Origin of the sequence: Lacinutrix mariniflava, from assembly GCF_001418015.1 — a bacterium.
Taxonomy (GTDB): Bacteria; Bacteroidota; Bacteroidia; order Flavobacteriales; family Flavobacteriaceae; genus Lacinutrix; species Lacinutrix mariniflava.
In genome coordinates this window covers 57,360-77,976 of the sequence record NZ_LIQG01000015.1, presented here as the reverse complement: position 1 = coordinate 77,976, position 20,617 = coordinate 57,360, and the positions used below count along the sequence as shown (strand labels likewise).

Annotated in this window: 19 protein-coding genes and 1 pseudogene; 14 read left to right on the top strand and 6 right to left on the bottom strand. The window is 30.8% G+C overall.

The genetic code is table 11. The features are described 5' to 3' along the window. Positions 1-116: 116 nt before the first annotated feature. On the bottom strand, positions 117-1,127 hold the full coding sequence (gene mgrA, locus ASC44_RS00470) for an L-glyceraldehyde 3-phosphate reductase (protein WP_055445661.1): 1,011 nt from the start codon (positions 1,125-1,127) through the stop codon (positions 117-119). 57 nt (positions 1,128-1,184) lie between these two features. Here mgrA and ASC44_RS17655 point away from each other — a divergent pair. Next, a pseudogene (locus ASC44_RS17655) lies at positions 1,185-1,469 on the top strand (aldehyde dehydrogenase family protein). Positions 1,470-1,785: 316 nt separating this feature from the next. Here ASC44_RS17655 and ASC44_RS00465 read toward each other — a convergent pair. Together ASC44_RS00465 and ASC44_RS00460 are read right to left on the bottom strand one after the other, a co-directional pair. Then, complete coding sequence (locus tag ASC44_RS00465) at positions 1,786-2,739, bottom strand: ISAon1 family transposase (protein WP_055445660.1); 954 nt, start codon at positions 2,737-2,739, stop codon at positions 1,786-1,788. A 25-nt stretch (positions 2,740-2,764) separates the two neighbouring features. Further along, positions 2,765-3,118, bottom strand: a complete 354-nt coding sequence (locus ASC44_RS00460) for an ISAon1 family transposase N-terminal region protein (RefSeq protein WP_055445659.1) — start codon at positions 3,116-3,118, stop codon at positions 2,765-2,767. Positions 3,119-3,185: 67 nt separating this feature from the next. Between ASC44_RS00460 and ASC44_RS18235 the strand changes: the two genes are divergently transcribed. Beyond that, positions 3,186-3,347: a DNA alkylation repair protein gene (locus ASC44_RS18235; RefSeq protein WP_206542774.1), complete on the top strand. Its 162-nt coding sequence runs from the start codon at positions 3,186-3,188 to the stop codon at positions 3,345-3,347. A gap of 222 nt (positions 3,348-3,569) precedes the next feature. Here ASC44_RS18235 and ASC44_RS00455 read toward each other — a convergent pair whose 3' ends face one another. Further along, positions 3,570-3,869 carry a hypothetical protein gene (locus ASC44_RS00455; RefSeq protein ID WP_055445794.1) on the bottom strand — a complete coding sequence of 100 codons (300 nt, stop codon included), beginning with the start codon at positions 3,867-3,869 and terminating at the stop codon, positions 3,570-3,572. 346 nt (positions 3,870-4,215) lie between these two features. Further along, positions 4,216-4,758 (bottom strand): peptide-methionine (S)-S-oxide reductase MsrA, encoded by a 543-nt coding sequence (gene msrA, locus ASC44_RS00450; RefSeq protein WP_055445658.1) that lies wholly within the window; start codon positions 4,756-4,758, stop codon positions 4,216-4,218. Between the two features lie 177 nt (positions 4,759-4,935). On the opposite strand from msrA, the gene ASC44_RS00445 reads away from it, so the two are divergent. The 5 genes from ASC44_RS00445 (at position 4,936) to ASC44_RS00425 (ending at position 11,982) form a co-directional block, all read left to right on the top strand. Then, positions 4,936-7,374, top strand: coding sequence for a DUF5916 domain-containing protein (locus ASC44_RS00445; protein ID WP_055445657.1), 2,439 nt, complete (start codon positions 4,936-4,938; stop codon positions 7,372-7,374). A gap of 59 nt (positions 7,375-7,433) precedes the next feature. Next, positions 7,434-8,093, top strand: a complete 660-nt coding sequence (locus ASC44_RS00440) for an ABC transporter ATP-binding protein (protein WP_055445656.1) — start codon at positions 7,434-7,436, stop codon at positions 8,091-8,093. A gap of 48 nt (positions 8,094-8,141) precedes the next feature. Beyond that, positions 8,142-9,839: a DUF8201 family protein gene (locus ASC44_RS00435; protein ID WP_055445655.1), complete on the top strand. Its 1,698-nt coding sequence runs from the start codon at positions 8,142-8,144 to the stop codon at positions 9,837-9,839. Continuing rightward, entirely contained in the window at positions 9,839-10,603 is a 765-nt protein-coding gene (locus tag ASC44_RS00430; RefSeq protein WP_055445654.1) for a TIGR02757 family protein, read from the top strand. The genes ASC44_RS00435 and ASC44_RS00430 overlap by 1 nt, the downstream gene beginning before the upstream one ends. 173 nt (positions 10,604-10,776) lie before the next feature. Further along, positions 10,777-11,982 carry a sensor histidine kinase gene (locus ASC44_RS00425; RefSeq protein WP_055445653.1) on the top strand — a complete coding sequence of 402 codons (1,206 nt, stop codon included), beginning with the start codon at positions 10,777-10,779 and terminating at the stop codon, positions 11,980-11,982. Positions 11,983-12,082: 100 nt separating this feature from the next. Here ASC44_RS00425 and ASC44_RS00420 read toward each other — a convergent pair whose 3' ends face one another. After that, entirely contained in the window at positions 12,083-13,990 is a 1,908-nt protein-coding gene (locus tag ASC44_RS00420) for a M61 family metallopeptidase (protein WP_055445652.1), read from the bottom strand. A 128-nt stretch (positions 13,991-14,118) separates the two neighbouring features. Between ASC44_RS00420 and ASC44_RS00415 the strand changes: the two genes are divergently transcribed. From ASC44_RS00415 to ASC44_RS00385, 7 genes are all read left to right on the top strand, one after another. Continuing rightward, a complete protein-coding gene (locus ASC44_RS00415; protein ID WP_055445793.1) occupies positions 14,119-15,126 on the top strand; it encodes a glycosyltransferase in 1,008 nt (335 codons plus the stop codon). Positions 15,127-15,177: 51 nt separating this feature from the next. Continuing rightward, positions 15,178-17,106, top strand: a complete 1,929-nt coding sequence (locus ASC44_RS00410) for a vWA domain-containing protein (RefSeq protein ID WP_055445651.1) — start codon at positions 15,178-15,180, stop codon at positions 17,104-17,106. Then, the gene (locus ASC44_RS00405) at positions 17,103-18,353 is read left to right on the top strand and encodes a dihydroorotase (RefSeq protein WP_055445650.1); all 1,251 of its coding nucleotides are present in this window, start codon (positions 17,103-17,105) and stop codon (positions 18,351-18,353) included. Before ASC44_RS00410 ends, ASC44_RS00405 begins: the two co-directional genes overlap by 4 nt. Positions 18,354-18,372: 19 nt before the next feature. Beyond that, positions 18,373-18,654, top strand: a complete 282-nt coding sequence (locus ASC44_RS00400) for a hypothetical protein (protein WP_055445649.1) — start codon at positions 18,373-18,375, stop codon at positions 18,652-18,654. 23 nt (positions 18,655-18,677) lie between these two features. Then, positions 18,678-19,007: a hypothetical protein gene (locus ASC44_RS00395; RefSeq protein ID WP_055445648.1), complete on the top strand. Its 330-nt coding sequence runs from the start codon at positions 18,678-18,680 to the stop codon at positions 19,005-19,007. Continuing rightward, entirely contained in the window at positions 19,007-19,654 is a 648-nt protein-coding gene (locus tag ASC44_RS00390) for an alpha/beta hydrolase (RefSeq protein ID WP_055445647.1), read from the top strand. Before ASC44_RS00395 ends, ASC44_RS00390 begins: the two co-directional genes overlap by 1 nt. A gap of 228 nt (positions 19,655-19,882) precedes the next feature. Further along, positions 19,883-20,614 carry a hypothetical protein gene (locus tag ASC44_RS00385; protein WP_152973238.1) on the top strand — a complete coding sequence of 244 codons (732 nt, stop codon included), beginning with the start codon at positions 19,883-19,885 and terminating at the stop codon, positions 20,612-20,614. Positions 20,615-20,617 lie beyond the last annotated feature (3 nt).

Below are 20,617 nucleotides of genomic sequence, written 5' to 3'. Positions count from 1 at the left end.
AATAACTTAATTGCTAAAAATAAGTATTACAAAACTAATCCGCTAATAAAACCAACCAGTAACTATTTTTTTTTATTAGTAAGAATTCATTTTCGGAATTTAAAAAACAGAAAAGACTAACCTTTATTAATAGCTTTAATCTTAGTCATTTCTTCTACCGAAAAATTAATATTATCTAATGCTTTTACATTTTCCTTTAACTGATTGGTAGAGCTAGCTCCAATAAGAACTGAAGTAATCTCAGGTTTATTTAACAACCATGAAATTGCCATTTGCGATAATTTTTGACCTCTTGCTTCTGCGATAGTATTTAATGCTTTTACTTTATTGATAGTCGCATTTACTTTATTAATGTCTAAATGCCTACTTTCTTTTGCTGCTCTAGAATTAGGAGGAACACCATTAATATATTTATCTGTAAGCATACCTTGAGCCAAAGGTGAAAAAGCAATACAACCTAATGCTTCTTGTTTTAAGGCCTCTAATAAACCGTCTTCAACCCAACGGTCTAAAATAGAATAGCGTACTTGATTTACAATAAAAGGCACTTTTAAATCTTTTAATAATTTTGAAGCTTTTACAGTCTCTTCAGGTTTATAATTAGAAATACCTACATAAAGCGCTTTCCCTTGCCTTACAATATCTGCCAAAGCACCCATTGTTTCTTCTAAAGGTGTGTTTGGATCTGGTCTGTGATGATAAAACACATCTACATAATCCAACTTCATACGTTTAAGACTTTGGTCTAAACTTGATATTAAATATTTTCTAGAACCCCAATTCCCGTATGGTCCAGGCCACATATCGTAACCTGCTTTTGTGGAAATAAACAACTCATCTCTGTATGGCTTAAAATCTTTTTTAAAAATCTTACCAAAATTCTTTTCTGCAGAGCCATAAGGCGGTCCATAATTATTGGCCAAATCATAATGTGTTATTCCTAAATCGAATGCACATTTTAAAATGTCTCTTGCGTTTTTAATATCATCTACAAAACCAAAGTTATGCCATAAGCCTAAAGATATAGCTGGTAAAAGCACACCACTATTTCCACATCTTTTATAGATCATTTTATCATATCTATCTTCTAATGCTTTGTAGTTTTTACTTTTAGATTTGTCGCTCATGTTAAAAATATATTACTTAGCCAAGATACATTAATCTAAGCTAAATGTTTTCTCAAAATGAGGCATGCCATCTGCTTTCCATTCGTTGATACAGACGATGAAGTTTTAGAATTAGCAAATGATACAGAATATGGTTTAGCCTCTTACATTTTTACCAACAACCATAAACGAATATAGCGTTTTACTGAAGATTTAGAATTTGGTGAAATACAAATAAATGGTGTAAAGTATGCCATTTACTTACCACATGGAGGTATAAAAAACAGTGGTATTGGTCACGATTGTTCTCATTTAGCACTAGATGATTACTTAGTAAAGAAACGTGTTTCTACTGCTATTTAAAAGAATTTAAGTAAATCCTTAAAATCAATAATTCCACTTAATGTTACTAAAACATATCAACTACAGTCAAATCTTATGAATGATGTTAAATAATTGTTAAAAAGGGACTAATTAGGGGTCACTACATTTTGAAGATCCTCAAAACACCTATAAACATTAATAAATCAGCAATTATGGTTAGACCCTTACTCTCCGCTTAGAACTTATTAAGTTCTAACAAAACCCTATAAACACTATGTTTATGGGGTTTTTTGATTATATTAAATACCATTTAAGCACAAAATGGGTCAATACCAAAAGTTGTGGGATTTAAAAATTAAGCAAAAATAGTTGTTAGTCTAAATAAGAAGAATTCTACGTTTCTAACACCTCTAAATTGTGCTCTAAAGGCTTTTATTTTAGCATTGAAAGATTCAGCAGAAGCGTTAGTACTTCTGTTATCAAAATAGTTGAGTATATTTTTATAGTGTATTGACATTGTTCTAGCAATGGTATTGAAGCTTTTAAATGCTGCTTGTCTTACTTTTTCATCCCATTTAGCTAAACGTATTAAAGCAGAAGTTTTTCCTTTAATATTATTAAATATCCAAGATAAGTTTTGACACAGCTTATATGCTTTTTCTAAATCTGGATAATGTTCAAAAAGTATTTTTGCTCTTTTTTGCTGATTTTTAGTCCATTTACTATTTGATTTGTATAGCAAGTAGCGGCTTCTAGCCAATAATTGTTTTAGTGTATCTCCATTACTAAACAGTATTGGAGTATATTTTTCATTATTATTTCTTGCCTTTTCTATAGCACTGTTCTCAGCATCAAGTGCATCCCATCTATGCTTAATTCTAATCTCTTGTAATGCATCTAACGCAAGCTTTTGAACATGAAATCTATCAATAACTAATGTTGCTTCTATAAATGATTTTTTAACTATTAATCCCATGTTTCCAGCCATATCTAAGGTCACTTCTTTTACTTTTCGTCTTTGTTTTAATGGAATTTTACTGAGTATTTCTATAACAGTATCAGCTTTAGTTCCTTTAACAATACACACTATAGCTCCTTTTTTACCTTTTGCTTTTTTATTAGTTAGTATAGTGTATAAATCGCCATTTGAAAAAGCTGTTTCATCTAACGAAAGATAGCTTCCTATATTCTTTGGAAATAGTAGCCATTGCTTTGCATGTACTTTTTGATTCCACTGCTTGAAATCACTTAAATAATCTTTGTATTGCCTTTGTAAATTTCTCGAATTTACACCGTAGAATTTAGCTATAACTGTTGTGTTAGAAGCGTTATTACTAATAGAGTTCTTTTAAAAAAGCAGCAAAATCACTAGTTATTCTAGTTCCTTTTGCTACTAATTGCCAATCTCTTGTAACTACTTTTCCTGTAGCTTTGTTCAGCCATCTACGCCTTGTTATGTGTAGAAATACATTCTTTCCACGTATAGGAAAATCTTGAACAGTGGCTTCGGGAAAGAAGCCTTTAGAATGAAGAGTAATACTTTTAAATTCTTCTGGAGTTTCATTTAATTCGGTAAAGTAAAAATGAATACCTTCACCTTTAGTATAATGTTTAGTCATCTCAAAATACTTTACAAGTACTTCTGGAAGTAATAAATTCGCTATAGCTAAGAATCTTTCTGAGGACATCGAAATTTTTAATCCAAAGTTCACTTATTTTTTGCTATCCAACAACTTTTGGTATTGATCCCACAAAATGGCACGAAGAAGCGCTATTGTAAGCACTTACTATTTCATTAGAAAAAACAAAATTGAACACACTTTTAAAATCGCCGAAATTCTTGTAAACGACACAGATGAATATGTCCAAAAAGTTGTAAGAAGTTGGATTAGAAAAGCCGGAAAATGGAACGAATAAAAATTAAAAGACTTCCTTAATAAATAGGCTTCTAAAATGCCAAGAATTACACTTAAAAACGCAATTGAAAAATTTGATAAGGAAACCCGGAAGTATTACTTGAATTTGAAATAGTATAATTCAATTTAAAGAAACCTTCATGTTTTCAAGGTTAAACGCTTAACTTTAAAACAAAAAAGCCCACCTTAGTGTGCTTTTTTAATTTATCCTTATCAGAGAGTATTAATTTACTTCTATAACTGATTCTTCGTCTGTTTTAAAAACGTAGGTATATAACCACATTAGTGTAAATGTTGGTATTACGTCTAATCCCGGCATCGCTTCTTCAATAAAAGAAACTGCTGCGCCTACTTTTCCTGCAGTGCCTTTATAAAGTTTTGTCATTAAATAAGCAGAAGCTGGAGCCCAAATAACATCTATTATTTCTCCTATTCCAGGAATTATAAAGCTCGCGTAACCTACGGCATCAAAAATGATACTCGCTGCTAATATTTTATACTTGTTTGTATTTTCTAAATTCATTGTGTCGTGTTTGTTAATACTTGTATTAAAGCAAATAGTGTTCCATATTTTGTTATAATCAAAAAAAACAATCAATATATAACAACGCAAAACTAATCTACTTAACTATATGTAAGTACATTACACCTTTTGTTACAAAAAAAAGAGAAATTTAACAATTTCTCTTTTTTCTATAAATAGCATTAACTTAAACTAGAACTTGTGTGTTTTACAAATTCTGTACAATTTTCACTATTTTCAAACGCACCTCCAAATCTATAAATAGAGGTTGTAGCGTTTTAATTTTACACGTTATCATGCACATGCACGATACTTTAATCCCAACTGTACTATTTTCATCGTGGTATTACTTTAGTTTATCACTGAAATAGGTATCCAACTTTTTGAGTTTTGGATGAATAACAAATTGACAATAAGAATTCTCCGAATTACGCTCATAATACTCATGATGGTCTGCCTCTGCTTTGTAAAAAACATCGAAAGCGGTAACTTCCGTTACAATTTTAGTATCGAACATATGCTCCGAATCTAAAAATTGAATAAAGGCTTCAGCCTGATGTTTCTGTGCCTCAGAATTATAAAAAATTGCAGATCTGTATTGCGTTCCAACATCATGCCCTTGTCTGTTTAAAGTTGTAGGATCATGCGTTGCAAAGAAAATCTCTAATAATTCAACATAACTAATTTGTGCTTCATTATAAAAAACCTGAATACCTTCTGCATGACCAGTTCTTCCTGTTGTAATTTCACGATATGCAGGATTCTTTATATTTCCACCAGTAAAACCAGATATCACTTTCTCTACTCCTATTACTCTATTAAACACAGCCTCTGTACACCAAAAGCAACCGCTTGCGAAAATTGCTGTTTTTAAATTATTATTTTCCATTATCTAAATTTAATTAAAATAAGTCCACTTAATAAGAAATACCTTACTCAAGGATGCTTTTTTAACTTTTAATTATGATAATAAAACATTCGTAAAAGTAGTTTTGTCCTCGAAAACTGTAACAAACAAAAAACATTGAAGTCTTTAGGCTATCAATCACTAACTAACAACCATTACATGAAACTTTTTTCAATAATCGCTTTAACATTTGTTTTAACGCTTCAAGTTACCGCTCAAGATAAAAAAACATATAATATTTCACGAACAGATAATGCCCCAAAAATTGATGGTGTATTGGACGACGAAGTATGGAAAACAGCACAAATAGCTACAGATTTTATTGAGTTTAAACCTACTGTTGGTAAAACAATGCCAGAGAATAAACGTACTGAAGTTAAAATGACTTATGATGATTCTGGTATATATATATCGGCTTACTTATATGATAACCCAGAAGACATGATGAAGCAATTTACGCAACGTGATGATTTTGGACAATCAGATTTTTTTGCTGCTATATTTAATCCAAATAACGACGCACAAAACAATACAGAATTTTTTGTTTTTAGTTCTGGAACACAAGCAGACGCAAACGAAAACCCAAGTAGCGGTGAAGACTTTGGGTGGAATGCTGTTTGGGAAAGTGCAACAAAAACGGTTAGCGATGGTTGGGTTTTAGAAATGAAAATTCCATATAGAGCTTTACGTTTTACACAACAGGACAATCCAACTTGGGGCATTCAGTTTCATAGACATTATAGAGATACCCGAGAACAAACAACATGGAATGCTGTAGATATTACAAGTGGCGCTGGAATTGGTTTTTTTAATGGACAACTAAAAGGTTTAAAAAATCTAGAACCACCTACGCGTTTAAGTTTCTATCCTTTTGCTTCTTTTGTAAGTGATCGTTTTGATGGTGAAAAAATTAGCGATTTTAATGCAGGATTAGATATAAAATACGGAATTACAGAAAACTTTACATTAGATGCAACGCTTATTCCAGACTTTAGTCAAGTTGGTTTCGATGATGTACAACTTAATTTAGGTCCTTTTGAACAACAGTTTTCAGAGCAAAGACAGTTCTTTACAGAAGGAACCGATTTATTTACCAAAGGAAACCTATTTTATACTAGGAGAATTGGTAGCGCACCAATTGGAAATCCAACTCTTGGAACAAACGAAGTTATTGATGGTAAATTTCCACAAAAAACAGCATTATTAAACGCCGTAAAAGTTTCAGGTAGAACAAAAAATGGTTTAGGTATAGGCTTTTTTAATGCCATTACCGAAAAGACAGATGTTGACATTTTAAATACTTTAACTGGCGAAAAACGTAGAGAAACTGTAGAGCCTTTAACAAACTATAATATTCTTGTAGTAGACCAACAATTTAATAAAAACTCTTCTGTAAGCTTAATTAACACAAATGTCTCTAGAAATGGAACAAACTCTAGAGATGCTAATGTTACTGGTTTGTTATTCGATTTAAAAAACAAGAAGAACACTTACGGTGCAATTGCCCAAGTTAAAATGAGTAATTTAAATCTTGAAGACGGTACACAAACCGGACTGAGTACCAGTTTAGGTTTAGGTAAAAACAGTGGAAAATACAGATGGAGTGTATCTCACGAATTAGCTGATAAGGATTACGATATAAATGATATGGGAATCCAGTTTAGAAATAATTACAGTAATTTTAGTGCAGATTTTAGTTATCAAATTTTTGAACCAACCGAAAAACACAACAATCTTAGCTTTAATGCTTGGACAAACTATAACAGCTTATATAGACCTGGAAATTTTACAGGATTCAATTTCGGAGGTGAAGTAAATGCCGTTGGCAAAAAAAGTTTAATGTCTTATGGTGGTAATTTTAATGTTCAGCCTGGTAAACAGTTTGATTATTTTGGCCCAAGAGTAGATGGACGTTATTTTATAACTGAAGATTGGTTAAATACAGGAGTCTATATATCTAGTAATTATAATAACACTTTTGCTCTAGATGTTAATCTTGGATACGAAACGCTATTTGAAGATAGTAGAGACTATGAAAGTGTGTTTTTTAGAGTAAGTCCAAGGATTAAATTTAACGAAAACTTTATTGTTGTTTATTCCTTTAATTGGGATCAAGAGCTTCGAGAGCGAGGCTTTATAGACTTTATTGGAGATGAAATTATTTATGGCCAACGCGATCAAATCACTATAGAAAACAGCATATCTACGAGCTATAATTTTAACGCTATGAATAGTCTAACTTTAAGTTTTAGAAACTATTGGAGTGCAGTACAATATGAAAATAACATTTATGCTTTAGGAGAAAATGGAAGATTAAACAGAGACGACAACTACACTAAAGACGATATCGACGATCCCGATGTTAACTTTAGTACCTGGAATTTAAACCTAACCTATTCTTGGCAATTTGCTCCTGGAAGCTTTTTAACGGCACAATACCGTAATCGTATCTTTAATTTTAACGATAATGGAGCTCAAGCCTTTGGAGATAGCCTAAATGAACTGTTCGAACAACCAAACGGAAATACCTTTTCGCTTAAAATGGTTTACTTTATAGATTACAGTAATTTAAAAAGTGTTTTTAAAAGGAAATCTTAAACAACATAAAGTTGTGCATTAGTTTGTAAAGTAGTATTTTCAACTTCTTATTTTTTTATATGATTAAAGCTGAAAACATCCATAAGTATTACGAAGATTTACACGTTTTAAAAGGCGTAAATGTCCACATCAAAAAAGGAGAAGTCGTTTCTATTGTTGGAGCCTCAGGTGCAGGTAAGACGACCTTATTACAAATTTTAGGAACTTTAGATAGAATCTCTAAAACCGATGGTTCTTCTCTAATTATTAATGGTGAAGATATTAGCTCGCTTTCAGAAAAGCAATTAGCAAAATTCAGAAATGAACATATTGGTTTTATTTTTCAATTTCATCAATTATTACCAGAATTTACAGCATTAGAAAATGTATGTATTCCTGCATTTATAAAAAAAACACCTAAAGCTGAAGCCACAAAACGTGCTAAAGAATTATTAGACTTCTTAGGCTTATCCCACAGATATAACCACAAACCAAACGAATTATCTGGAGGAGAACAACAACGTGTTGCTGTTGCCAGAGCGCTAATTAACAATCCTAGTCTTATTTTTGCCGATGAACCTTCTGGTAATCTAGATAGCGAAAGTGCAGAAAACCTTCACAGTCTCTTTTTTAAATTAAGAGATGAGTTTGGGCAAACCTTTGTTATAGTAACTCACAATGAAGAGTTGGCCGATTTAGCCGATAGAAAATTAGTGATGATAGATGGGAAGATGGCCTAAAAAAAAATTCGATTTCTATTAGTCAATTCGTTTTAACTAAAACCAATTATGCTTCTCATTCTACTGTCTTGGATTTTTATATTTGCTACAACATTAGTTGTTGGTACAAGTTTTTCAAAACTATTTAGAATACAAGCTATAGATACTATAATAGTTACACTATTTGGTTGCTTCTGTATTAGTTTAATTGCTGGTTTCTGGGCTGTTTTTCTTCCAATTAACGAGATTTTTTATCTATTTATTATTTTACTTACTATTGTTTTACTCTTAAAAAATAGAACAGATGTCTATTACAAGTTGAAACAGTTAAAGACTGCTTTTATTAATTTAACGCCAATATTTAAAGCCTCTTTAGTTTTTATTGCTCTTTTAATTTTAGCAAAATGTGCCTCTGCTCCATTTTTAGTAGACAATGAAACTTATTACATACAAACTATTAAATGGCTTAACCATTATGGCTTTACAAAAGGATTAACAAACTTACATCCATTTTTAGGTCAAACATCTGGTTGGCATTTACTACAAAGCGGTTTTAACTTTGCTTTTGTTTACGATAGATTTAACGATTTAAGCGGTTTCTGCCTCTTACTTGGTAACATATATGCACTAGAGAGATTAAACGATTATATTAAGCAAACTACTAAAAACAGAATGGATTTAGTAATTGGCTTGTTTCCTGTTTTTAATGTGTTTTTATTTCAGTTTATTGGAGCTCCTTCGCCAGACATAGCCATTTACGTTATTGGAATTATTATTTTTTACGAGTTTGTAAGTTGTTATAAGCAATACAATATGTATTCGTTTTACGCTGTTTTTATACTTTCTATTTTTGCAACGTTTATAAAACTCACAGGATTAGTGTTTTTTATTTTTTCGCTTACCCTCTACTTTCATTTCTATATATACACACGAAAAAACACTAAAGGTTTAATAGCTGTTTCGTTAATTACTTTTGTTCTATTTGTTACAAAAAATACAATAATTACTGGTCATCCTTTATATCCTTTACCTATTTCATTTTTAGAGCAAGAATGGAGTCTTCCATCTATTATACATAACTATTTGTCTCAATACGAAACTGCGGCAAGCTATGGTTTAACAATTGATGCTTACAATAACACTTCGCTATTTAAAAGACTATTACATTGGCTAATACAAGGTAAGCTAGATAGCATCTTTAATATTCTATTTTTATTATGTTTAGTTATTGTGCCTTTTACTTTAAAAAAACAAAAAACGAGTGAACCTTTTAAAACTATCTATTTTACAGGTATTGGCTTTTTTGTTTTTCTATTTATATTTTCACCGCAATACCGTTTTTACTTTCCATTTATAATGTTTTTTGTGTTGCTTATAGCTTCGATTTTATTTAAAAACAAAAAGTTGCTAATTACTATATTCTGTGTCAGTATTTTACTAACTATTATTCCTTTAATTTTTAATGTGAATGCCTCTGCACTTTCAAATAATGCTAATCATCAAAATACAAGTACATTTTCTATAGGCTACATCCTAGAACCACATAGTAACTCTATATACAGTAATACTTCAAACAAAATTACTATTAAAAACACTACAATACATTCGTTATCAAAAGGAAGCGGATTAATTTGGGAAACTGGAGATGCACCTTTACCTGCTTTAAGTAAAGCACAATTAGAGTATTTTAAAACTTATTTTGAAATAGTTCCGCAACAATACTCTAACAATTTAAAAGATGGTTTCTATTCTAAAACACTTGAATAATGACAAAAACAGAACTCAAAGAATTTTTAGACGCTAAAGTCGAACAATATAACAGACCCGATTTTATTACTAGCGACCCAATACAAATTCCACATCAATTCAGTAAAAAGGAAGATATAGAGATTGCAGGTTTTTTAAGCGCTACTATAGCTTGGGGAAATAGAAAAAGCATTATTAATAACGCCAATAAAATGATGGTTTTATTAGAACATTCTCCTCATGATTTTATAATAAATCATCAAGAGTCTGATTTAGAAAAATTAGAACCTTTTGTACATAGAACTTTTAATGGCTTAGACTTTATTACGTTTATAAAAAGCCTTCAGCATATTTATACAGTCCATAATGGATTGGAAGCTGTTTTTGCTAAACATGCAGAAAAAGACTCATTACAAAAAGCAATTCACCTATTTAAGCAATCTTTTTTCGAAATTGAACATTTACAACGTACTCAAAAACATGTTAGCGATCCTCTAAAAAATTCGGCAGCAAAACGCATAAACATGTTTTTACGCTGGATGGTTAGAAACGACAATACCGGAGTAGACTTTGGTTTATGGAAATCAATATCACCTTCGCAACTATCATGCCCGCTAGATGTACACTCAGGAAACGTAGCAAGAAAACTTGGTCTTTTAAAAAGAAAACAAAACGATGGCAAAGCTCTAGCAGAATTAGATATTGCACTTAGAAAATTAGATAAAAATGATCCTGTAAAATACGATTTTGCCTTATTTGGTTTAGGTGTTTTTGAGTCGTTTTAATTTAATAAATGATGCTTTATTCCTATAAATAATTTCTTATCTCAACTTTTTTTAACTCAATCTTAAAAAAATTAAATCTTAAAATTATTTTTTGCTTAACTTTGAGCAAAAGGATAACACTTTAGAAATTAGTTTAATCCGTTAATATTAAATCATTTAACTATAATTTTAATTTGATAGCTCCTAAATACCCTGAAAATGAATCTGCTCGACTTAAAGCGGTTAAGTCCTACTTATTACTAGACACCTTACCAGAAGAAGATTTCGATAATATTACAAGTCTAATTTCAAATGTTATAGATGTTCCTATCTCATTGGTAACACTTATAGATAGTGATAGAAACTTTCTAAAATCTTATCATGGTGTTCCTTTTAACGAGTCTCCAAGATCCACTTCTTTTTGTGGCCATGCCATTTTAAGTGAAGACGATTTGTTTATTGTTGAAGACGCTAGAAACGACGTTAGATTTAAAGATAATCCTTTAGTTAAGGAACATAAGGCTATTTTTTATGCAGGAGCACCTTTAGTTAATGCTGATGGTTTTGCACTAGGAACGCTTTGTATTTTCGATACGAAACCAAGAGTTTTAAACAAGAAGCAAAAAGAAATGCTAATTGTATTAGCAAAACAAGTGGTACAACTTTTCGAACTTAGAAAGAATAATTTAGAACTTAGAGAGGTACGAGAAGAGCTCGTGCAACAAAACGAAAAATTGAAAAATTTTGCAGGTCATGTATCCCATGATATGAAGATGCCTTTGGCAAATATGATAGTAACCTCTGATATTCTAAAGAAAAAATACGAAGAGAAACTTGACGACAAAGGCATAGAGTATTTAGGTTATTTAAAACGTGCTTCATTTACTTTAAGCGAATACATTTCTAATTTACTAGAACATTACGAAAGCGATAAAATAGAAGCTAGTTTTGAATCTTTTCATGTAAATCACCTATTAGAAGACTTGGTAGATTTACTTCAAATAAATACGAATTGCGATATTAATTTCCCTGAAGAAGATATTGTAATGGTTTGCAACCACGTAGCATTAGAGCAAATATTACTTAACCTTCTTGGTAATAGTTTAAAATATAATGATAAAGAGAACACAGTCATTGATATATCATGTTTTATGACTGATAATTTTTACAATTTCTCTATTACAGATAATGGTGTTGGTATACCAAAAGATAAATTAGAATCTATTTTCGATTTATTTTCTACCGTTGGAAACTTAGATAGAAATGGCAACAAAGGTCATGGTATTGGTTTATCTACAGTACAGAATTTAGTAAAATCATTAGGTGGAACAATATCAGTAGCCTCTAATTTTGGAGAAAAAACAACTTTTAATTTCACGGTAGCTAGACCAGAAATTTAGTCCTTTTTTAGTAAAGTTTTAAAAAACAAAAAACCTGTTGAATATTGTTATTCAACAGGTTTTTTATTTTATAAGAGTATCCTACGCAAGCAGGTCTTTATTATCCCTTTAACCAAGCTTCACGTAAAGCATTTTGTTTAGGTGTTGCATTTGGATCTACAGCTAAGCTAGAACCAGTAGTATAAGATTGTGTTAATGTTGTTTTAACAATAACTTCTTTACCTTTTCTATCTAATACAACATCTACATCTCTTCCAGGTTTCCACATAAAAACCTCTGTTAACATTTGTTGAGCATTAGCCATTGTTAATTCTTTACCATCAATAGTTTTAATAACATCTCCTGGTAAAACTCCGTTTTCTGCCCAGAAACTATTGTTCTTTACAGCTTCAGAGAAAGGCAACGTCATTGTTGCCATATCTGGAGCAAAAATTAAAGTGCCATCATTCTGTATGTAGTTTGTTTTTACTTTTGCTTCAGCTAAAGTTAAACCAGCTTTTGCAAAAAAGTCGTTATAATTAATTGGTGTTCCACCAACAACATGAGTGTTTAAAAATTCGCCAACAGATGGATACGTCATTGCAGTAATTTCAGCAATTAAGTTATCATCTTCAAAAGGTTTGTTTTTACCGTATTTAAGCGATAATTCTTTCATTAAAGATAGAATACCTCTATTTCCATTACTTTCTTCACGTAAAATAATATCTATGCACATACCAATTAAAGCACCTTTAGAATATACGTTTCCGTATTGTGGAGCATAAGGCTCGTCTAAAATATTCTCACTCATTTCAGTAAAACTCATAGCATCATTCATGTTTGACGCTATTTTAATTTTACCCATTATTTTAGAGTAAAACTCTTCTTCTCCAACTAATCCTTGATCGACTTGAAACAACGTTGCAAAATATTCTGTTACACCTTCATACATCCATAAATGCTTAGAGAATGTTGGTTGGTTGTAATCAAAATAATGAACATCTTCAGAGTGTACACTTAAAGGTGTTACAATATGAAAAAACTCGTGAGAAACAATGTCTATTAATTGTGCTGAAAGTGCTTCAAAAGGCATCTCTTCTGGCATTACAACCACTGTAGACGTATGGTGCTCTAATGCTCCAAATCCTTTTGGAGACTCTTCTTTACCTTCAGATAAATATAAATAGATATCGTAACGAGACGTTGTATTTATATCTCCTAAATATGCCTTCTGTGCTAACATCATTTTTTGCATTACTGCTTTAATTTTTTCAGCAGAATGTACTTTGTTTGGAGAATAGACACTTAATACAATTTTAATATCTCCAACCTGAAACTCTTCAACATCTAATGCGCCGTAAAACATTGGATTATCTGTAATATCAAAATATCTTGGTGCAAAATAACTAGAAGTCATAGACACGCCATCGTCATTCATTTTTGTTCCTGTTTCTTGTAATGCAGATGTTTTTAACATTGTTTTTGGTGCAGTAACATCTAAATTATATTGTGCTGTTTTTAAAGAGTCAAAATAGCCAATAAAACCGTGTAAATTTAATACATAATTTGTTGTTTCAATATTAGTTCCTGCAGGAGAAAATGGGACTTCTAGTCCTATTCCACCTCCATTTGCTTCCATATCAAAAGTATCGTTAACATTATACGTTACCTTATCTAAATTAACAGCGTTTGCAATGGTCCATGTATTAGTATCTGTTTTTACAACAGGTAATTCGTTTCCTTTATAATCGATTGCTTTAAAATCGTCTACATACTTTCCAAAATCACTAACAGAGTATGTTCCTTGCACTACTCTTGGTAATCTATACGTTACAGATTCTGTTGTAAAACGTCCAGGATTTATTACAACTGGTGCTTTATCATCGATTACTTTAGTTAAATCTAAAGTGGTTTGAATTGGATTTAAAGAGGCTAAATCGTTAGTGTTTTTTCCGCCTGCAGTTTTTGTAGAGTTACAACCTACTAGTAAAACTCCAGCAAAAGCAACGCTTAAAAGATGTTTTTTCATTATTTATTGGTTTTTGTTAATGGTCTAAAATGGTAAGACGTTCAAATTTACAATCTGTTACATTGATAAATTGTTAAATTTTGTTAATATCTGTTAAATGCAACGCTACAGAATATTATATTGCGATTATGCAGCAACCATTAATTAGTATTTTAGTTCCTTGTAAAAACACTCAACTGTTTTTAAACGAATGTTTAGATTCTATTATTAGTCAAACCTATAACCGTTGGGAATTATTAATTATAGACGACAACTCTACAGATAATAGTTACAATTTGGTTAACGATTATGCAAAAAAGGATAATAGAATTAAGCTGTTTAAAAATGAAGGTTCTGGTATTATTGATGCTCTAAAACTCGCTTTTTCAAAATCTAAAGGCGACTATATTACTAGAATGGATAGTGACGATATCATGCCAGATATTAAACTAAAAACACTGCTTAATAACTTACAGCTCCACGGCAAAAAACATATTGCAACAGGTTTGGTTAGTTATTTTTCTGCGGAAGGCATAAGCGATGGCTATAGAAAGTACGAACAATGGCTTAACAGTTTAACAGCAAACGGTAGTAATTATACCGAAATTTATAAAGAATGTGTTATCCCTTCGCCTTGTTGGATGATTGCTAGAGAAGATTTCTTGGCTATCGATGCTTTTAATCCTACTCGTTATCCCGAAGATTACGATTTAACTTTTAGGTTTTACGCAGCGAATTACAAAGTTATTTCCTGTAACAAAGTCCTTCATTTGTGGCGAGATTATGGCACGCGAGCGTCTAGAACAGATGCTAATTATGCCGAAAACAGTTTTATAGATATAAAATTACATTATTTTCTAAAATTAGATTTCGATAGTTCTAAGCCATTAGTTATTTGGGGAGCTGGCAACAAAGGAAAAACAATAGCTAAAAAATTAAAAGCTTTAAATATTAAATTTGAATGGATTTGCGATAATCCTAAAAAAATAGGAAAACATATTTACGATGTCGAAATGAAACCTTTTCAATATTTAGAAACATTAGCTCATTTTCAAACTATTGTAAGCGTTGCTAATAAAGACGAACAAGCCAATATTAGAGCTTACTTTTCTAAATTGAATGCAAAATCAATGCAAGATTATTTTTTCTTTTGTTAAAGGCTCTCATATTTCAGTATTAGTTTTATATTTGCTTAATCAAAATTAGCAATGCAGTTTAAACATCCAGAACTTCTTTACGCCTTATTCCTACTGCTAATACCAATTATTGTTCACTTATTTCAGTTGCGTAAATTTAAAACAGAAGCATTTACTAATGTTGCTTTTTTAAAGAAAGTGTCTTTACAAACACGTAAAAGCGCTCAAATTAAAAAATGGTTAACTTTATTTACAAGAATGGGTATTCTTGCAGCCATTGTAATTGCTTTTGCACAACCGTTCACTTCAAAAAACAAAACTTTTAATACCAAATCTGAGACCGTTATTTATCTTGATAACTCTTTTAGTATGCAAGTAAAAGGAGATAAAGGCGAGTTACTTAAACGTGCTGTTAGCGATATTATTAGTCATGTGCCTGAAGATGAAAACATCTCACTTGTTACAAACGATAATAGCTTTAGAAACACAACCATAAAAGCAATTACTAACGACTTATTACAGCTTAATTACTCTACAAACCAGCTCCCTTACGATGCTGCTTTATTAAAAAGTAAGAAGTACTTTTCTAAAAATGATAATACTATTAAAAACCTTGTGTTTATTAGCGATTTTCAGCAAAAGAACTCAAATTTTAGTCCTAACAAAAACGATAATACAACTCTTAATTTAGTACAATTAAAACCTGTTAACACTAACAATGTTTCTATAGATAGTGTGTACATTTCTAAAAGAACTTCTAGCAATATAGAATTAACCGTTAGCATTAAAAATACGGGTAATACTATAGAAAATCTTCCTGTATCTTTATATAATAATGGAAGCTTACTAACTAAATCCTCAGTTAAAATAACAGATCAAGCCACTACTATTTTCACCTTACCTACAAACGAACGTATTGATGGAAAAGTAACTATAGACGATGTTAACCTTCAGTTTGATAACACCTTATTCTTCAATATTAATAACAATTCTAAAATAAATGTTTTAGCTATTAATGAAGCTAAAGACGATTATTTAAAAAGCATTTATACTGCTAACGAATTTAATTATAAAGCAACCAAATTCAATCAATTAAACTATAGTGAAATTGCTAGTCAAAATCTTATTGTTTTAAACGAGCTCGAACAAATACCAAGCACTTTAGTAACAGCCTTAAAAGCGTTTACTGGTAATGGAGGTATTTTAGTTATTATTCCTTCAGAAACTATCGATATTAAAGAATACAATAATTTGTTAGTGAACTACAACTTTGCTCCTTTTTCTAAACAGTCTGAAACAGAAAAACGCTTAACGACTATTAATTATTCGCATCCTTTATATAGCGATGGTGTGTTCGAGAAACGTATTTCTAATTTTCAATATCCTAAAATAAAAACATACTATCCTCAAAATTTAGTGAACGCCTCTGCAATACTTCAATTTGAAGACGGAAAACCTTTTTTATCTGAAAACAATAATGCTTTTGTATTTACTTCGGCATTAAACAGAAAAAACTCTAGTTTTCAAGATATTAATTTAATTGTACCAACATTTTATAACATCTCTAAACGTAGCTTAAAACTGTCTAATCTTTACTATACCATTGGTGAAGAAAATACTTTCGATGTGGTTACAGATTTACAACAGGATGCCGTTTTAACTTTGGTAAATCAAGACTCCAACATAATACCACAGCAACAATACTTTAATAATAAAGTCGCAGTCACTACAACAGATACTCCTGAAAAAGCAGGAATTTACAACATAAAAAACAAGGTTGAAATTATAGAAAATGTAAGCTATAATTACAATAGAAACGAAAGTAATTTAAATTACCAAACCTTTTCTAATAGCGATAATGTAACCGTTAGCAACTCTATTTCTGAGGTTTTTAACACCATAAAAAATGAGAATAAAACAAACGAACTCTGGAAATGGTTTGTTGTTTTAGGACTACTATTTTTAATTTTTGAAATGCTCATCTTAAAATATCTAAAATGAACGTACTAATAAAATCGGCAACAATAATTGATTCTAAGAGTGATTTTCATAACACTACTCAAGACATTTTAATTGAAAAAGGCACCATTTCTAAAATTGCCGAAACAATTAAAAATACGAACAACTACAAAGAGATAAATCTCGAGAACTTACATGTATCTCAAGGTTGGTTTGATAGTAGTGTATGTTTTGGAGAACCAGGTTTTGAAGACAGAGAAACAATAGAAAACGGATTAAAAACGGCTGCGAAATCTGGTTTTACAACCGTTGCTATGCAGGCCAATACGCATCCTATTATCGATACAAATTCGGCAATAGCTTTTATAAACATGAAAGCCCAAAACCATGCTGTAACCTTATTACCTATTGGAGCGTTAACTAAAAATAGTGAAAGTGTAGATTTAGCCGAGTTGTACGATATGAGTACCGCTGGAGCGGTTGCTTTTTCAGATTACAAAAAGCCAATCACTAACCCAAATCTTTTAAAAATTGCTTTACAATACGCTAGTAATTTTGATGGTTTAGTTTGTTCTTTTCCTCAAGAAAATCGAATTTCGGGTTTAGGTGTAATGAACGAAAACATTACAAGTACGGGCTTAGGTTTAAAAGGAAACCCAAGTTTATCTGAAGCATTACAAGTGGCTAGAGATTTATATTTATTAGAATATACCGGAGGAAAACTACACATTCCTACAATATCTACTGCAGAATCTGTAGATTTAATTAGAAATGCCAAGAAGAAAAAATTAAACGTTACCTGTAGTGTTGCAATACATAATTTGTGCTTAACAGATAGTGAGTTAGAAGATTTTAATACACATTACAAAGTGCTACCGCCTTTAAGAATACAAAGCGATAATGATGCTTTAATTGAAGGCCTAAAAGATGGTACAATAGATATGGTTACTAGTGATCACAATCCTATAACTATAGAAAACAAAAAAGTAGAATTCGATTATGCCGATTATGGGACAATAGGTCTTGAAAGTGCTTTTGGAGCTTTACAAACATTATATTCTACTAAAAAAACAATACAATTACTAACCAAAGGAAAATCTAGATTTAGCGTTGAATCTTCAACAATTACAGAAGGAAATAAAGCTGACTTAACACTTTTTAATCCAGACATAAAATATACATTTACTAATAACAACATACACTCTACCTCTAAAAACAGCCTCTTTTTAGATAAAGATTTAAAAGGGAAAGTTTATGGCATTATAGCAAACAATAAAACTGTTTTATAACCTATAAAAAAACGAATCTATGATAGAAATACTTGCAATAAGCTACTTTATTAAACAAATTAAAAAAATAGCTTTAGAAAAAGGAATAAAAGCAACAAAATGGATTATTGCAACTGTAGCCTCATGGTTTATATTAGAAATTATTGTTTTTATACTTGCCTTTACAGTGTTTAATGTTAATGAAGACGACATACTAATAATAATTGTTCCTGCGCTATTAGCAGCAGCTACATCGGCATTTTTAATTTTAGAAATGTTAAAAAAGCAACCCAAAGTTGAATCTCAGGAAATTCAATCTTAATACAAACGCATTAAACAAAACAAATGACTAAAGAACATATTGAAGAAGGAAAAACACTTGCCATAATTAGTTACTTAACCTTTATAGGCACTTTTGTTGCTGTTTTTATGAATTTTGAGAGAAAAAATGCTTTTACAAACTTCCACCTTCGCCAAATGATAGGTTTAATAATTATGCTTATTTTATCTAACGTTGTAGAAAAATACGTTAACAGTATGTTTGGATCTGTTCTATGGGCTGTTACATTTTTAAGCTGGCTATATTCAATAATCTTTGCCATAAAAGGTGAAGCAAAATTAATTCCTGTTGTTGGTGAGAAATTTCAACAATGGTTTAAAGACTTAGGTAACTAATGAAAAATTTATCCCTTTATCACGTAATACGCGAATCTTCATTAAAAGACAATGCGCCACTTCTTATTTTATTTCATGGTTATGGTAGTGATGAAAACGATTTGTTTTCTTTTGCTAGCGAATTACCAAAAGAATTATTTATCATTTCGGCAAGAGCTCCTTATCCTATGGAACCATATGGTAACGCTTGGTATGCCATTAATTTTGACGCCGATAAAGGCAAATGGAGTGATAACGAACAAGCTATAAAATCGAGAGATTTAATTGCTAAATTTATAGACGAGGTAATAGTTGAATATCCTGTAAATAAAGACAATGTAACGCTTTTAGGCTTTAGTCAAGGTACCATTTTAAGTTACGCAGTAGCACTCTCCTATCCTGAAAAAATTAATAATATTATTGCTTTAAGTGGTTATATTAATGAGGATTTGTTCGAAACGCAACCAGAAGCCAACTATAAACATTTAAACTTCTATTGTTCTCATGGATCGGTAGACCAAGTTATACCTGTGGATTGGGCTAGAAAATCACCAGAATTTCTTACTGCATTAAACATTAAACATAAGTACTCTGAGTTTCCTGTAGGTCATGGAGTTGCTCCACAAAATTTTTACGAACTTAAAGAATGGTTGATTACGTTAATTTAACGTACTTGATTTTAAGGCACACCTTTGTATTATATTCAATTAATTTTGATTTTTATTACAAAATATTAGATAATACCGTTGTTTTATGTAATTTAGTTGAATAATATCTAAAATACTTGTAAATAATCGTAATTACTATTGTCCCTTATAAAACTTACTTTACTTAGTAAAAAGCCAGTTTTCCAATAGAATAGTTATGTTATTTCGATAACCTAAAAGATAACGCTATTGAAAACTACTAACCTTTACTGCTGGCTATTCGCCTTACCCTTCTTTATTTCTGCTCAACAAACTAGTTCTGAGTCTGAAATGCTGCAAACCTTTGACAATATTATAGGTTTAGAGAATACTAAACTCTATAATGGAAAACGTCATTATAACATTTATAAAGCAACCGAAGACAATCATAACTTCTTTACTTCTCCTAATTTTATAAAAGGATCTGTTAATTATGATGATGCTGTATTTTATAATACAAACCTAAAGTACGATACTTTTAACGATCAATTAATTTTTAAGCCAAATGGAGACAAAGGCTTTATTAATATCGAACTCATTCAAGATAAAGTTCTAGAGTTCAATTTTAAAAATCATCACTTCATTAATTCTAATACTATTGTCGAAAACAAGAGTTTAGTTTCGGGTTATGTGGAAGTTATTTATAAAACAGCTGCACTTTCGCTTTATGCTAAACGCAAAAAAACAGTTACGGAGAGAATTAGAGGTAACAAATTAATTTACTTATTTTCTAACGAACCTAGCTTCTACATTTCTTACGCTGGTAGTTTAAACGAAATAAAATCTAATAACTCGTTTAAGAAAATTTTTCCGAATTTAAGCAAAGACATTAAAGCAGAAATTAAGGATAACAAAGAGCGTTTTGAAAATGATGATGAATCTTTCTTTCTTTTTCTTACCCAATGGTTAGATTTTAAACTACAAACAAATAGCGCTAAATAATAC